At 70.1% G+C, this 14,929-nt stretch carries 12 protein-coding genes; 4 read left to right on the top strand and 8 right to left on the bottom strand.

The features are described 5' to 3' along the window. Nucleotide 1: 1 nt before the first annotated feature. The 5 genes from shc to hpnC are packed head-to-tail and all read right to left on the bottom strand — an operon-like array spanning nt 2 to nt 6,199. Nucleotides 2-1,882 carry a squalene--hopene cyclase gene (gene shc / locus ACH35V_RS25345; RefSeq protein WP_395975576.1) on the bottom strand — a complete coding sequence of 627 codons (1,881 nt, stop codon included), beginning with the start codon at nt 1,880-1,882 and terminating at the stop codon, nt 2-4. 49 nt (nt 1,883-1,931) lie between these two features. Then, nucleotides 1,932-2,942: a polyprenyl synthetase family protein gene (locus ACH35V_RS25350; RefSeq protein WP_395975578.1), complete on the bottom strand. Its 1,011-nt coding sequence runs from the start codon at nt 2,940-2,942 to the stop codon at nt 1,932-1,934. Further along, complete coding sequence (hpnE, locus tag ACH35V_RS25355) at nt 2,939-4,282, bottom strand: hydroxysqualene dehydroxylase HpnE (RefSeq protein WP_395975580.1); 1,344 nt, start codon at nt 4,280-4,282, stop codon at nt 2,939-2,941. Before hpnE ends, ACH35V_RS25350 begins: the two co-directional genes overlap by 4 nt. Nucleotides 4,283-4,295: 13 nt before the next feature. Continuing rightward, a complete protein-coding gene (hpnD, locus tag ACH35V_RS25360) occupies nt 4,296-5,213 on the bottom strand; it encodes a presqualene diphosphate synthase HpnD (protein ID WP_395975582.1) in 918 nt (305 codons plus the stop codon). Continuing rightward, nucleotides 5,210-6,199: a squalene synthase HpnC gene (hpnC, locus tag ACH35V_RS25365; protein WP_395975584.1), complete on the bottom strand. Its 990-nt coding sequence runs from the start codon at nt 6,197-6,199 to the stop codon at nt 5,210-5,212. Before hpnC ends, hpnD begins: the two co-directional genes overlap by 4 nt. 172 nt (nt 6,200-6,371) lie before the next feature. Between hpnC and ACH35V_RS25370 the strand changes: the two genes are divergently transcribed. Then, nucleotides 6,372-6,995: a TetR/AcrR family transcriptional regulator gene (locus tag ACH35V_RS25370; RefSeq protein ID WP_395975586.1), complete on the top strand. Its 624-nt coding sequence runs from the start codon at nt 6,372-6,374 to the stop codon at nt 6,993-6,995. Between the two features lie 7 nt (nt 6,996-7,002). Then, a complete protein-coding gene (locus ACH35V_RS25375; RefSeq protein WP_395975588.1) occupies nt 7,003-8,367 on the top strand; it encodes a carotenoid oxygenase family protein in 1,365 nt (454 codons plus the stop codon). A gap of 5 nt (nt 8,368-8,372) precedes the next feature. On the opposite strand, the gene ACH35V_RS25380 is transcribed toward ACH35V_RS25375, so the two are convergent. The 3 genes from ACH35V_RS25380 to ACH35V_RS25390 all read right to left on the bottom strand — a co-directional run bounded on the left by ACH35V_RS25380 (nt 8,373) and on the right by ACH35V_RS25390 (nt 10,245). Beyond that, nucleotides 8,373-9,335 (bottom strand): aminoglycoside phosphotransferase family protein, encoded by a 963-nt coding sequence (locus tag ACH35V_RS25380; RefSeq protein WP_395975590.1) that lies wholly within the window; start codon nt 9,333-9,335, stop codon nt 8,373-8,375. Between the two features lie 61 nt (nt 9,336-9,396). Next, nucleotides 9,397-9,696, bottom strand: coding sequence for a DUF1905 domain-containing protein (locus ACH35V_RS25385; RefSeq protein WP_395975592.1), 300 nt, complete (start codon nt 9,694-9,696; stop codon nt 9,397-9,399). A gap of 66 nt (nt 9,697-9,762) precedes the next feature. Beyond that, nucleotides 9,763-10,245 carry a PPOX class F420-dependent oxidoreductase gene (locus ACH35V_RS25390; RefSeq protein WP_395975594.1) on the bottom strand — a complete coding sequence of 161 codons (483 nt, stop codon included), beginning with the start codon at nt 10,243-10,245 and terminating at the stop codon, nt 9,763-9,765. A gap of 342 nt (nt 10,246-10,587) precedes the next feature. Here ACH35V_RS25390 and ACH35V_RS25395 point away from each other — a divergent pair, with 342 nt between their 5' ends. Both ACH35V_RS25395 and acnA read left to right on the top strand, forming a co-directional pair. Continuing rightward, nucleotides 10,588-11,946, top strand: coding sequence for a DUF222 domain-containing protein (locus tag ACH35V_RS25395; RefSeq protein ID WP_395975596.1), 1,359 nt, complete (start codon nt 10,588-10,590; stop codon nt 11,944-11,946). A gap of 213 nt (nt 11,947-12,159) precedes the next feature. Continuing rightward, on the top strand, nt 12,160-14,925 hold the full coding sequence (gene acnA / locus ACH35V_RS25400; RefSeq protein WP_395975598.1) for an aconitate hydratase AcnA: 2,766 nt from the start codon (nt 12,160-12,162) through the stop codon (nt 14,923-14,925). Nucleotides 14,926-14,929 lie beyond the last annotated feature (4 nt).

The following is a 14,929-nucleotide window of genomic DNA, read 5'->3' on the forward strand; positions in this document are numbered from 1 at the left end:
CTCACGAACCCTTCAGGTAGCGGCCCAGCGCGCTGAGGGGGAACACCAGGCGGTACAGGTGGTAGTTGATGTAGAAGTCGCCGGGGAAGCCGGTGCCGGTGAAGTGGTCCTCGTCCCAGGTGCCGTCCGGGCGCTGCCGCTCGACGAGCCACCGCACCCCGCGCTCCACGGACTCGCCGCGCTCACCGGCGGCGAGCAGCGCGAGCAGCGCCCACGCCGTCTGCGACGCGGTGGACGCCCCGTGCCCGACCCACGACCGGTCGCGGTAGGACCGCAGGTCCTCGCCCCAGCCGCCGTCGTCGCGCTGGTGCCGTTCCAGCCAGGCGACCGCGTCCCTGATCACGGGCTTCTCGGGGCGCACGCCCGCCGCGATCAGCGCGGGGACGACGCTGCCCGTCCCGTACACATGGTTGGCGCCCCAGCGGCCGAACCACGAGCCGTCCGGCTCCTGCGCTTTCAGCAGCCAGCCGACCGCCCGCTTGACCAGCAGCGAGTCGGCCATGCCGCGGTGCGCCATCGCCTCCACCACGTGCGCGGTGACGTCCGCGGACGGCGGGTCGATCACCTCGCCGAAGTCGCAGAACGGCAGCCTCCGGCACAGCGTGCGGGTGTTGTCGGCGTCGAACGCGCCGAACCCGCCGTCCTTGGAGACCATCCCCGCCATCCACCGGACGCCCCGCTCGACCGCCGGCTCGGCCAGCGGATGCTGGACGCGGTTCAGCGCGATGACCACCTCCGCCGTGTCGTCGACGTCGGGATAGCAGTCGTTGTCGAACTCGAACGCCCAGCCGCCCGGGGGCAGCTCGGGGCGCCGCACCGACCAGTCGCCGGGGCCCTTGACCTCCTCGCGGATCACCCAGCCGGCCGCCCTCTCCAGCGCGGGATGCCCGGCGGGGAGACCGGCGTCGGCGAGCGCGTTCATGGCGAGGACGGTGTCCCAGACGGGCGACTGGCACGCTTCGAGCCGCCGCCCCTTCTCGTCGCGGACCGTGAAGCGTTCGAGACCGTCCAGGCCACGCTGGACGACGGGATGGTCCAGGCCGTAGCCGAGAAGGTGCAGGGCGAGCAGCGAATACACCCATGGCGGCTGGATTCCGCCCCACGAGCCGTCCCGCTCCTGCCGCGCGATGATCCAGTCGGCCGCGCGGCGTAGCGCTGCCCTTCTGATGGGCTTCGCCGGATGGCGCTCGTAGATGTGCAGGGCCTTGTCGAGCGCCTGGAACGCCGCGTCCCAGCCGGCCTTCTTGGCGGGACGCGGGACGTCGTCGTCCGGGTACAGCTCGTCCAGCGTGAACGGCAGCGGCCGGACGGGACGCACCGCCGCCACCACCGTCAGCGGGACGATCGTCTGCCGCGCCCAGCACGCGAAGTCGTAGACGTTCAGCGGGAACCAGCGCGGCAGGAACATCAGCTCCGGCGGCACCACCGGCAGCTCGTCCCACGACCACCGGCCGAACATCGCCAGCCAGAACCGCGTGAACACCCGCGTCGCCGGAATGCCGCCCTCGCCGCGGATGTAGGCGGCGGCGCGGGCCATGTGGTCGGTGTCCGGCGCGTCCCCGGCCAGCCGCAGCGCCACGTACGCCTCGACGGTCGTGGACAGCTCGGGCGGGCCGTCGTGGAAGTTCGCCCACGTGCCGTCCGCGGCCTGCTGCGACCTGATCCAGCGGGCCGCCTCGCGGGTGTCGTCCTCGTCGCGGATGCCGAGGAACTCGCGGAGGAGCAGGTCCTCGGCGTCCATCGTGACGTTCGTCTGCAGCTCGCCCTTCCACCAGCCCTCCGGCGACTGGAGGAGCAGCAGATGCTCGCGCGCGGCCTCCACCGCGTCGGCCGCCGTCCGGACCCCGGTGGTCTCTTCTGTCGCTGGCGCTTCCGCCGTCATCCGTGATCCCGCTCGTCGTGTGTCGTCGTGTTCCCGGTGAGTGGTGCCATCAGTGGTCCCTGCGGGTGACGAAGTCGGCTATGTGCAGGAACTCGGCGCGGACGGGGTCGGGCAGCCGCGCGGAGACCAGGTGCTCGGCGGCGCGCTGGATGCGGCTCTCCGCCTCCATCTCGGCCCACGCGCGCCCGCCCGCCGCCTCCACCAGCCCGGCCGCCTCCTCCAGGTCGTCCTCGGAGAGGTCCGGATGCGCGTACAGCTCGGCGAGGCGCGCGGCCTCGGGCCTGTCGGCGTTCAGCGCGGCGACGATCGGCAGCGACATCTTGCGGGACCGGACGTCCGACAGCGCGGGCTTCCCGGTCGTGGCCGGGTCGCCCCAGATGCCGAGCAGGTCGTCCACCAGCTGGAACGCGATGCCGAGGTCGGCGCCGAACGCGTCCAGCGCGTCCGACAGCGGCTCCGGCGCCCCGTCCAGGACGGCCCCGATCGAGCAGGAGCACGCCAGCAGCGCGGCGGTCTTGTCGGCCGCCATCGCCAGGCACTCGTCCACGCCGATCTGCCTGCGGGTCTCGAAGTCCATGTCGAGGGCCTGGCCGGTGATGAGCCGGCGGGTGGTGGCGGTCAGCCCGCGCGCCGCCCGCGCGGACCCCTGCCCGGGAGCCTCCAGCAGGACCTCGACGGCGAGCGCGAGGAGCGCGTCGCCGGCCAGGATCGCGGACGCCTCGCCGAAGACCGTCCACGCGGCGGGACGGTGCCTGCGGGTCCGGTCGCCGTCCATGATGTCGTCGTGCAGAAGCGAGAACGCATGGGTGAGTTCGACTGCGACCGCACCAGGTAGGGCGCTCTCCGGCGGGGCCAGGGCCGCGCGTGCGGAGAGCAGCGCGAGCGCTGGGCGGAGCGCCTTTCCGGCCGGATTCTTGCGCGGACGGCCTTCCTCGTCCGTCCAGCCCAGGTGGTAGGCCGCGACACGGTAGGTGCGCGGATCGAGCCGTCCGACCGCGGCGCGCAGCGCGCCGTCGACCAGCTCGCGGACATCGGTCAGGGACACCGGAACGGTCGTCACCGGCCCCTCACCCCCTCCAGGTAGCGGTCTTGGGGGCGTTCAAGGTGGCGGCGGACCAGGCGGGCGGCGGTGAGACCGCTGCGCACGGCGCCCTCCATCGTGTCCGGCCAGCCCGTGTCGGTCCACGCGCCCGCCAGGAACAGCCCCGGCGCCCGCGTCGCCGCGCCGGGCCGGACGGACGCGGTCCCGGGACGCTGCCGGAACGTCGCCCGCCGCTCCCGCGTCACGAACAGCTCCCGGACGACGGCGCCCCGCGCGGCGGGGAGCAGCCGCCGCAGCTCGGGCACGAACCGGGCGCGCAGCTCGGCGGTCGGCATGTCGATCCAGCGGTCCGCGGCCGACAGCGAGATCGCGAGGTACTGGCCGCGGCGGAGGCCGCTCACGGCCGTCCGGTCGAACACCCACTGGACGGGCGAGCCGACGGCGGCGGCGAACGGCCCGTCCATGACCTTCCGGTCGTAGACGACGTGGACGTTCACGATCGGGCTGGCGTCCAGCTCGTGCCAGCGCAGCGGGTCCGGCAGCGCCTGCGCGGGCAGCAGCCGCGCCGCCGCCTCGTGCGGCACCGCCAGGATCACCGCGTCCGCGGCCACCGGGACGCCGTCCACCACGACCTTCGGGTCGGTGGTGACCGCCTCCACCTTGGCCTTGAGCCGGACCGTCCCGCCCATCTCCGCGATCCGCCGCAGCGCCGGGCCGCCGTGCAGCTCCTCCAGCGGGACGAGCGGCAGCCCGATGTCGGCCGCGTCGGCGCGCCCGAACAGCGCCCGGCGGCACACCATCGCCGACAGGCCCATCGCCGCGTCGTCGACCTCGGCGTTCAGCGCGGACGTCAGGAACAGCCCCCACAGCGCCTGCCGCGCCCACGGCCGCTGCCCGCGCTCCGCCAGCCACGACCCGGCCGACACGGCGTCGAGCGCCGGGTCGGCCGGGTCGAGCCGCCGGATCCCCGCCGACGCGCGGATCGCGCGGAGCCGGTCCTTGACGGGGAGCGGCGCGTATCCGGCCAGCGCGGGCATCAGATGCAGCGGGCTCGGCAGGTTCGAGCGCCTCAGCCTGGTCGGCCGTGCCCCCGGCCGGAGGACGCGGACGTCGAAGCGGTCCTGCACGTCCACCAGGTGGTCGGCGCGCAGCCTGCGCAGCAGGCCCTGATACGCCGAGCAGCACCGGATGAAGACGTGCTGGCCGTTGTCGACGGACAGCTCGCCGCGTCCGAACGAATGCGTGGCCCCGCCCAGCCACGGCCTGGACTCCACGAGCGTCACCGGGACGCCCGACTCCTGCAGCGCGATCGCGGCGCTGATGCCCGCCAGCCCTCCGCCGACTATGACTACGCTCATCGCTCCACCTCCCTCATCGCTCCACCCCCGAGAGGGCGCGGGCCGCCACGACCGCCTTCTGCCAGGTCGGCAGGGACACGCGTGTGCTCAGGGCTTGTGATGGGCGTGCCGCGATGTTCTCCAGGAGGCGGCGGTAGATGCCCGCCATCGCGGCCGTGCAGGCGGCGCTGCGGCGATCAAGGAGCGGCAGCAGCCGCAGGCCCTCGGCGTACCAGGCGCGCGCCCGCTCCGCCTGGAAGCCGACCAGCTCGTTCAGCCGCCACGGCGGGTCGACGAACTGGCCGGAGTCGTCCAGGTTGAGGGTGCAGCCGAAGCGCTCCAGGTCTTCGGTGGGGATGTAGATCCGGCCCGCGACGCGGTCTTCGCGCAGGTCGCGCAGGATGTTCGTGAGCTGCAGCGCGACGCCGAGCGAGTCGGCGAGCCCTTCGGCGCGCTGGCGGCCCTCCCCGCCGAACACCCCGAGCGACAGCCGGCCGACCGTCCCCGCGACCCGCTGGCAGTAGCGCAGCAGGTCGTCGAACGTCTTGTAGTCGGCGCCGCGGACGTCGTCCTCGCAGCCGTCGATCAGCTCGGCGAACGCGTCCAGCGGGATCGGGTAGCGGCCCGCCGCGTCCGCCAGCGCCGTCAGCACCGGATGGCCCTCCAGGGCCTCGGCCTCCGCGCGGCGGCGCAGGACGTCCTGCACCGTCGCCAGCCGCCGCCGCGACCGGTCCAGCAGGTCGAGGCGCACGCACGCCGGGTCTGGGCCGTCGCCGATGTCGTCGATCCCGCGCGCGAACGCGTAGATCGCGCTCATCGCCCGCCGCTTCGGGACCGGCATCAGCCGGATCCCGTAGGAGAAGTTCCGGGCCTCCTCGCGCACCACCCGCTCGCAGTGCCGATACGCCTCGACGACCTGGCCGGACCGCTCGCACGTCTCCGAAACCGTCATCGCCTCCCCCTTTCCGTTCTTTCCGTTCCGAGGGCTCGTGCCCATCCGGTCAGCAACGTGGCCCGCCGCGGGCGCAGGCGGCGCGCGAGGACGTCGTAGCGGCCGCGCTCCAGCGCGGTGAGCGCGGCACGTCCGCCCGCCACATAGCCCGCGACGGCCACCCGCGCCCAGCCCGGCAGGCCCGCCAGCAGCGGCGCGGCGCCGCCGTCCAGCAGGTCGCGGGCGCGCCCCGCCTCCAGCGCCAGGACGCCCCGCAGCCGCGTCGGCGTCACCGGTCGGGCGAGGTCGTCCTCGGCGCAGCCGAACCGGCGGAGGTCCTCGCCCGGCAGGTAGATCCGCCCGGCCCGGTAGTCCTCCCCGGCGTCCTGGCAGTGCTCGATGATCTGCAGCGCCGTGCAGACGTCGTCGGACGCCGCCACCAGGCGTTCTCCGTGCGCGCGGAACAGGTGGAGCACGATCCGTCCCACCGGCGCGGCCGACAGCGCGCAGTACTCCGTCAGCTCGGCGAACGTCGCGTACCGGTGGACGGCCTGGTCCCGCCGGTTCGCCCGGACGAGATCGCGGAACGGCTCCTCCGGCAGCCGGTGCGCGTGGACGGCCGGGGCCAGCCGCCGTAACTGCGGCAGGTTCGGCGTCCGTCCGGCGAACACGCGGTCGAGGTCGTCGTCCACGAGACCGAGCAGCTTGGCCCGCTGCTCGCGCGGCGCCGCGTCGCCGACGTCGTCGACGAGCCGCGCGAATCCGTAGACGGCCCGCAGCCCGGCGCGGTGCCGGGCGGGCAGCAGCCGCGTCGCGACCGGGAAGTTCTCCCGCGCGGCCAGGCGGTCCAGCGCGCGATCGTGCTCGTCGAAGCTCCAGCCGTCGAAGCCCCAGCCGTCGAAGCTCTCGCCGTCGCGGCTCCCGTCGGCCGGCTGCCCGGCGGCCGATTCCCCGTTGGCGGGACGCCGGTCGTCGGGGCTCCTGGGCGATTCAATGATCACCTTCATGAGATCGACCGGACCGGCACTAGAGAAACTCTGGCCAAGGTATGGAGTTTTTGAAACGCTGCGCGGCCGGGCGCAACCGTTCCACAGTCCACGGCCCCCCGGGGGTTGACCTTCCGCCGGTGATGTGCGATAACAGCGTTACTGGTCAAAAACGTTGTTACTGTGAGGGTGGATGAGCGAGAGCACCACGGCCCCCAGCGCGTACGCGCTGGCCCAGAGGCAGGGCGACCGGGCGATCCGGACGACGCTCCTCGACGCCGCCAGCCGCCTGCTGGCCGCCGAAGGGTCGCAGGCCCTCGCGCTGCGCCGGATCGCTGCGGAGGTCGGCTGCTCGACCACCGTCCTCTACCGGATGTTCGGTGGAAAATCCGGGCTCACCGAAGCGCTTTTCATCGAGGGTTTCGAGCGGTTCCGCCAACGTCTCGCCGCCGTCCCGCACCATTCCGACCCGCGCGACTACGTGCGGGAACTCGGCCGCGCCTACCGGGCCAACGCGCTCGCCGAACGCAACTACTACGGGCTGATGTTCGGCGAGACCGTCCCCGGGTTCGAGCCCGGCGAAGAGGCGATGGCCACAGCGGCCTCCGCCTACGAGGTCCTGGAGAACGCCGTGGCCGCCTGCGCCGCCGCCGGCCTGCTCATCGACGCCGACCCCAGCCACGTGGCCGCGTCGTTCTGGGCCGGAATCCACGGCTTCGTCAGCCTCGAACTCGGCGGCCACCTGGACGACGCCGAGGCCGTCCTCGACGCCTTCATGCGCGGCGTGTCGTCCGGCTTCTTCATCAACGCGAAGTGAGGTCATCATGACGAACTTCAAGAATCCCTACCTGCAAGGGCTCCTCGCGCCCGTCGCCGAGGAGGTCACCGCCCACGACCTGCCCGTCACCGGACACATCCCGTCCAGCCTGCGCGGCCGCTACCTGCGCATCGGCCCGAACCCGCTCGGACCGCTCGGACCGGAGGACGACGCGTCCTACCACTGGTTCACCGGCGACGGCATGGTCCACGGAATCCGGCTCCGCGACGGCCGCGCCGAGTGGTACCGCAACCGCTGGGTTCGCTCACAGGCCGTCGCGGAAGGGCTCGGTGAGACGTGGGCCGCCGGTCCTGTCGTCGAGGACTTCGACTTCTCGCCCAATACGCATGTCATCGCCCATGCCGGAGAGACCTATGCGCTCGTCGAGGGCGGGGCCAGGCCGTATCGGCTCGACTATGAACTGGGCACGCTCGGGCCGTGCGACTTTGGCGGCACTCTCAAGGGCGGGTACCCGGCGCATACCAAGAAGGACCCCGACAGCGGGGAACTCCACGCCATCGGCTATTTCTTCGGGTGGGAGCACCTGGAATACACCGTCCTGAGCGCGTCCGGGCAGATCGTTCGGTCGGTGGAGATTCCTGTTCTGGGTTCCCCGATGGTGCACGACTTCGCGTTGACGCAGAAGTACGTGGTCATTTATGACCTGCCCATAACGTTCTCCATGAAAATGGTCGAGGACGGGCTGTCTTTGCCGTACGCGTGGAACCCCGAGCATTCGGCCCGCGTCGGTCTGATGCCGCGCGGCGGCGGCGCCGACGACGTCCGGTGGATCGACATCCCGCCATGCTGGGTCTTCCACACGCTCAACGCCTACGACGAGGGTGATCGCGTGGTGGTGGACCTCGTTTCCTTCCCGAGTTTCATGCACGGCGGAAGGCTGGAGGGCAACCCGCCGCCCACCCTCGACCGGTGGACGATCGATCCGGTGGCAGGGAGCATTCACCAGGAGACGATCGACGACCGTCCCCAGGAGTTTCCCCGGGTGGACGAGCGTGTCGTGACGCGTCCGCATCGGTACGGGTACACGGTGACCGCGGAGGCCATCGTCCAGAATCAGGCCGGTGAGGCGCTGATGAAGCACGACTATGTGAAGGGGTCGTCGGAGGCTCGGCTCTTTCCGGCGGGGTCTGGGGTCGGGGAGGCAGCGTTCGTGCCTTCCTCTTCTTCCTCTTCTGATTCTGCGGAGGATGACGGGTATTTGATGGCCTTGACGTTCGATCCTGGTCGGCAGGCCACTGATCTCGTCATCATCGCCTCGCAGGACTTTACCGGGGAGCCCGTCGCCACCGTTCATCTGCCGGTTCGGGTACCGCTCGGGTTCCACGGAACTTGGGCCGCCGATCGTGTTTGATCTGTTTATGAGAGGCGGGGGAGTAGGAGCGTGGCCACGTCCAGGGCTCGGGTCGTCTCGGTCGGCTGGGCCGGGGTCCAGGCCTCGGCCGTCCAGACTTCGGAGAGGACGGCGGTGACAAAGCCCCACGCTTCTACTCGTTCGCGGGGGAGGGACAGACCGTCCGCCAACTGCTCTATGCGCGCTGGGACGAGCTTGAGCAGGTCTTCGTCGCGGTCGTCCGGGTCGGGGTTGTAGAGCAGCGCTCCCGCTTCGTAGCCGCGATCGCCGACGTAGCCGTGCGGGTCGATCGCCAGCCACGGTTCCCGGGTTGCCTGCAGGACGTTGTCGTGGTGAAGGTCGCCGTGCAGGACGACTTGGTCGGTGCTGTCTGAGCAGAGCTCGTCGAAGAGGCTTCCGGCGCGGTCGACCAGGTGGCGCGGCAGTGGGTCGTCTGTTGGGAAGCGTTGTAGGTGGTCTTTGAACGAAGCGCTTTCTGTGGAGAGGTTCGGTAGCGGGCAGTCCGGCTCGTCAAGCTCGTCAGGCTCGTCGGGTGGAGGCGTGCGGTGCAGGCGCCTCATGACGGTGATCATGGCGGCTGTGGCGTCCTCGTCCTTGGCTGGGAGGAGGGAGCGGGCGAGGGTTCCGGGTGTGGCTCGCTCCAGCAGGAGCGCGCCGCGCGCCGGGTCGTATTCGAGCAGGCGGACGGCGCCTCGGCCGTCGTACAAGCCGAGGGCCGCCGCCTCGATGGCGAGATGGCCCGGTTGTGTTGGTCCTAGCTTGAGGACTGCTGGTGAGCCGTCGTCCTCGCGTGTCGCTTCGGCCACCCAGTGGTAGCTCAGCTCGAACGGGCGTCCTACGCGCAGGCGCCAATCGTCCGCCACGGCCTTGATGATCGTGGGCAGGGCGTCCAGCCATCGCCGGCCGTCCGCGCCCCAGTTTTCAACGGCGTTCCGGACCAGCGCGGGCGGCGTGATGGAGGAGGGCATGACATCAACCCTGCCATCGGCTCGGCAGTAGCTCTTCTGCGGGTTAGCTCAGGCAGTCGGGTTAGCCGAGGCGTTCGTTCAGGTGGACGGTGACCTCGTCGCCTACGTCCTTGCCCAGCGTTTCGCGGAGCTCCGCTTTGACCGCCAGCTTGTGATTGCCGTCGCCGAGTGCCATGAACGAGCCCTGGAACGGGTGTCCGTCAATGGTTCCCTTGACTTTGACCAGGCCGCGCGTGCCGAAGAACTCTGCTGACTCGGGCCAGATCACGTATGTCCAGCCGCCCTTGGCCGGGCTCTTCTGCAGGGATGCCTTGAACTGCTTGTCGAGCTTGGACTGCTTGCTGTTGGTTTTCGCTGTCATCTCGGGTCCCTCCCCGGGCTTGATGGCGGGTGGTTCTGATGGGGAGACCGTCTGGGGGCTTGAAACTCATCGGTCGTTGTCGTTCGGGTCGGTCGGTCTCGTGGGGGTGATCTCCAGGTAGGCGGTGTCTGTTGTCTTCGCGCCGACCGCCTTGCGGTACAGCTGTCGGAGTCGGCCGTACCTACCGTCCAGGACTCGCTCGGCGTGCTCTGCCTCGTGGGACTCCAGGACGCGGGCGGTCGCCTCGGCATGCGGGCCTAGTGGCTTGCCCCTGACCGTGCTCGGGGCCACGAGGACTTGTGGGTTCCGGCGGATGCGCTTCACCTTTCCGGAGTCGGTCGCTGTGCTGGCGTAGAGGCGTCCATTCGCTGCCGCGCATGAGAGGGGAGTCGGCACCGCTTCGCCGCTGGCGCGGAACGTCACTACTAGAACCGTCCCATGTCTGCGGAGGCCGTGGGCTCTTCCTGTTGGGGGTGATGTCGTTCGGTGTGCTGATGGGTGGAGTGCGCGTTCGCAGAGCCAGTACACGACGTCCCACTTGCGGGTCATGCCCTTATCTTACGGCCGGTGCTTTCTTTTCTACTGATTAAGTGCGGTTGCTGTCGGTGGACGGCTGAGGTGCCTTCCGAAGGCTGGTGCGCCCGTTTGCCGCTACACCGGTTGCTGTCACGTTGGTTGCTGTAGTCGGTTTGGGGTGGGGTGTTCGTCTGCTGGTCGGCGCGGGGTTCGGTCTCTGCCTCGCTACGCGCGGAAAGGCGATCGGCTGGGGCGGGAGGGCTCAGGAAAATGCGGTGATAAAAATGTGGCGGGTCTGAATTGTCCACTATTGTTGCTGGTTCGATCGCATATAATTGGGTTAGGGATTTGGGATGGGGGTGAAGGTCGGTGGGGGTGCCTGTTGAGATCGTTGAAGCAATTGGTGATCAGCGTGAGTGGGGCGATCGGGAATGGTTTCCGCCTGGGGCGCAACTGGCCATCTGCTTGTCCGGTGGGAAGGAGCGGCTTGCCGATCTCACTGATGATGAACTCTTGCAGGTTGTCGTGGCTGCGCGGCGGCAGACTTCGTGGGCTCAGGCTCGGGAACTGGCCGCGATCGGTGAACTCACCCAGCGTCGGGTCCGGGACGAGGACGACGGTGATCCCGACTATCGGGTGCTGTCCGCTCGTGAGTCGGTCGCCGAGGAAGTCGCCGCCGCGCTGACGGTCACCGGCAATGCCGCCACCACACTGGTCCACCTAGCTGAGCGGTTGACCGGGCCGTTGGCCGCCACCGGCGATGCACTTTCGGCCGGACGGATCGATCTGGCCAAGGCCCGTGTCATCGTCGATACCGCTGACGGCTTGCCCGACCAAGCCGTTGGTGATGTCGAGGTTGTGGCGCTTGCCAAGGCGTCCGAGCAGACGACCGGGCAGCTACGCCGCCGCGTTAGGCGCATTGCCCAGCGGCTCGCGCCGGAGGCCGTTGAAGAACGCAAACGCCAGGCCGTCCGCAGCCGCAGGCTGGAATTGTTCGACACCCCGGTCGGCACCGCTGACCTTGCCTTGTGCGACCTGCCCGCCGAAGACGCCCACGCGATCTACAACAAGATCACCGCTGCGGCGCGCGGCCTCAAGGCCGATGGCGACACGCGGGCCCTGCACTGCATCCGCGCCGACCTGGCCACCCAACTCCTGCACGGCCACCAACTCCCCAACGCGATTCGCACCCCCGTTGTCCAGCCCACCAGCGACCCGCCCGCGGATCTGCCCTCCTCGGCCATCGGCGATATCGGGTCTCCGGCGGGTGAGGACCTTGGTGTTTCTGGTCTGGCCGCCATGGTCGATCGGCGGCTTGGTCACGTGCGCGGACGCGTCCGCCCGGCGGATCTTCCTGCCGCTATCGCACGTGCTGCCCAGCGGGTGCGCGACGAGCTCGCGTCGGCGCGGGACGCGGCCTGTCATGGCCACGACGACGAGTGGGACGGGCGGTCCGGCTACCGGCCTCCGGCTGCGCTGCGGCGCGAAGTCCTGGCCCGGTACCCCACCTGCGTGTTTCCGACCTGCAACCAGCCCTCGCACCGCTGCGACCTCGACCACACCGTGCCCTGGCGGCCCGGAATTACGTGCCGCTGCAACCTCGCCCCGCTCTGCCGACGCCACCACCGGCTCAAACAGACCCCGGGCTGGCACCTCCACCACCTCTGGCCCGGCCTCCTCCTCTGGGTCACGCCGTCCGGAGCCTGGTACATCGTCCGGCCCGACCGGCAGTGAGGCCGGGAGGGTGCAAGAAGCTTGATGTCGAGATAAATTGGAGTTAGCTTGACGTCAAGAGAAAAGCGGCGGAAGTTAGGCGGCCCTGATTCTCGGTCGGACGCCCGACTAAGGCAGGATCAAGGTAGGCGAACACTCAACCGCTGAAGATCGATACATGCCCGCGCGCTCATGTCCCGGACCCGACGCGCGGTGGTGACGGAGGAGGAGTCCGTGTCCGCGAACAGCTTCGGCAGCCTTGACAAGCTGCAGGTGGGCGACAAGGCGTACGACATCTATCGGCTGGACGCCGTCGAGGGCTCGGCTCGTCTCCCGTACAGCCTCAAGGTGCTGCTGGAGAACCTGCTGCGCACCGAGGACGGCGCGAACGTCACGGCCGACCACATCCGCGCCCTCGCGCAGTGGGACTCGCAGGCCCGGCCGAGCAAGGAGATCCAGTTCACCCCGGCCCGCGTGATCATGCAGGACTTCACCGGCGTGCCGTGCGTGGTCGACCTCGCGACGATGCGCGAGGCCGTCCGGGAGCTGGGCGGGGACGCGAGCAAGATCAATCCGCTGGCGCCCGCCGAGATGGTGATCGACCACTCCGTCATCGTCGACTACTTCGGCTCGCCGGACGCGTTCGAGCGCAACGTGGAGCGCGAGTACGAGCGCAACCGGGAGCGGTACCAGTTCCTGCGGTGGGGGCAGACGGCGTTCGATGAGTTCAAGGTCGTCCCGCCCGGCACCGGCATCGTGCACCAGGTGAACATCGAGCACCTCGCGCGCGTCGTGTTCGACCGCGACGGCGTCGCCTACCCCGACACCTGCGTCGGCACCGACTCGCACACGACGATGGAGAACGGCATCGGCGTGCTCGGGTGGGGCGTCGGCGGCATCGAGGCGGAGGCCGCGATGCTCGGGCAGCCGATCTCGATGCTCATCCCGCGCGTGGTCGGCTTCAAGCTGAGCGGTGAGCTGCCCGCCGGGACGACCGCGACCGACCTGGTGCTGACCGTGACCGAGATGCTGCGCGAGCACGGCGTCGTCGGCAAGTTCGTCGAGTTCTACGGCGAAGGCGTGCACGCGCTGCCGCTGGCGAACCGCGCCACGATCGGCAACATGAGCCCCGAGTTCGGGTCCACCTGCGCGATCTTCCCGATCGACGACGAGACGCTGAGCTACCTGCGGCTGACCGGACGCAGCGAGGAGCAGATCGCGCTCGTCGAGGCGTACGCGAAGGCGCAGGGGATGTGGCTCGACCCGTCGGTCGAGCCCGAGTTCTCCGAGTACATGGAGCTGGACCTCGCGACGGTCGTCCCGTCGCTGGCCGGTCCGAAGCGCCCGCAGGACCGGATCTCCCTCTCGGACGCCAAGCAGACCTGGCGCCGGGACGTGCAGAACTACGTCGCGAGCGTCCAGGGCGCGGCGGACGAGGCGTCCAACGAGTCCTTCCCCGCCTCCGACTCCCCGGCGATCAGCCACGACACGAGCGGCGACAAGCCGCGGCACGTCGACCCCAACGGCTCGTTCCGCCCGCACAACCGGGTTCCGGTCACGCTGGACGGCGGCGCCACGTTCGAGCTCGACCACGGGCATGTCGCCGTCGCCGCCATCACGTCCTGCACCAACACGTCCAATCCGTACGTGATGGTCGGCGCGGCGCTGCTGGCCAAGAACGCGGTGGAGAAGGGCCTGACCCGCAAGCCGTGGGTCAAGACGTCGCTCGCGCCCGGGTCGCAGGTCGTCACCGACTACCTGGAGCGGGCGGGGCTCACCCCGTACCTCGACAAGATCGGTTTCAACCTCGTCGGGTACGGCTGCACGACCTGCATCGGCAACACCGGGCCGCTGCAGCCGGAGATCTCCAAGGCCGTCAACGACAACGACCTCGCGGTCACGGCGGTGCTGTCCGGCAACCGCAACTTCGAGGGCCGCATCAGCCCCGACGTGAAGATGAACTACCTGGCGTCGCCGCCGCTGGTCATCGCCTACGCGCTGGCCGGGACGATGGACATCGACATCCTCAACGACCCGATCGCCGAGGGCGCCGACGGGCCCGTCCACCTGCGCGACATCTGGCCCGCGCCGGACGACGTCGCCGCGATCGTCGAGTCGTCCATCGGGCAGGAGATGTTCACGCAGAGCTACGCTGACGTCTTCAAGGGCGACCAGCGCTGGGCCGCCCTGGACATCCCGTCCGGCAACCTGTTCGAGTGGGACCCGTCGTCCACCTACGTCCGCAAGGCGCCGTACTTCGACGGCATGAACGCCGAGCCGGAGCCCGTCACCGACATCCACGGCGCGCGGGTCCTGGCGAAACTCGGCGACTCGGTCACCACCGACCACATCTCCCCGGCCGGGTCCATCAAGGCCGGCACGCCCGCCGCGCAGTACCTCCAGGACAACGGCGTCGCCGTCAAGGACTTCAACTCCTACGGCTCGCGCCGCGGCAACCACGAGGTCATGATCCGCGGGACGTTCGCCAACATCCGGCTCCGCAACCAGCTCCTGGACGACGTCGAAGGCGGCTACACCCGCGACTTCACCCAGGACGGCGCGCCCCAGGCGTTCATCTACGACGCCGCGCAGAACTACGCCGCGCAGGACACCCCGCTCGTCGTCATCGCGGGCAAGGAGTACGGCTCCGGGTCGTCCCGCGACTGGGCCGCGAAGGGCACCGCGCTGCTCGGCGTCCGCGCCGTCATCGCCGAGTCGTACGAGCGCATCCACCGCTCCAACCTCATCGGCCTCGGCGTCCTGCCGCTCCAGTTCAAGGACGGCGACTCCGCCGCGTCGCTGGGCCTCACCGGCACCGAGACGTTCGACATCACCGGCGTCACCGCCATGAACCAGGGCGGCGTCCCCGACGAGGTCACCGTCAAGGCGGACGGCAAGGAGTTCACCGCGACCGTCCGCATCGACACCCCGGGCGAGGCGGACTACTACCGCAACGGCGGCATCCTCCAGTACGTCCTCCGCAACCTCATCCGCAAGTAGACGC

Origin of the sequence: Actinomadura sp. 1N219 (genome assembly GCF_044326405.1) — a bacterium.
GTDB lineage: Bacteria > Actinomycetota > Actinomycetes > Streptosporangiales > Streptosporangiaceae > Spirillospora.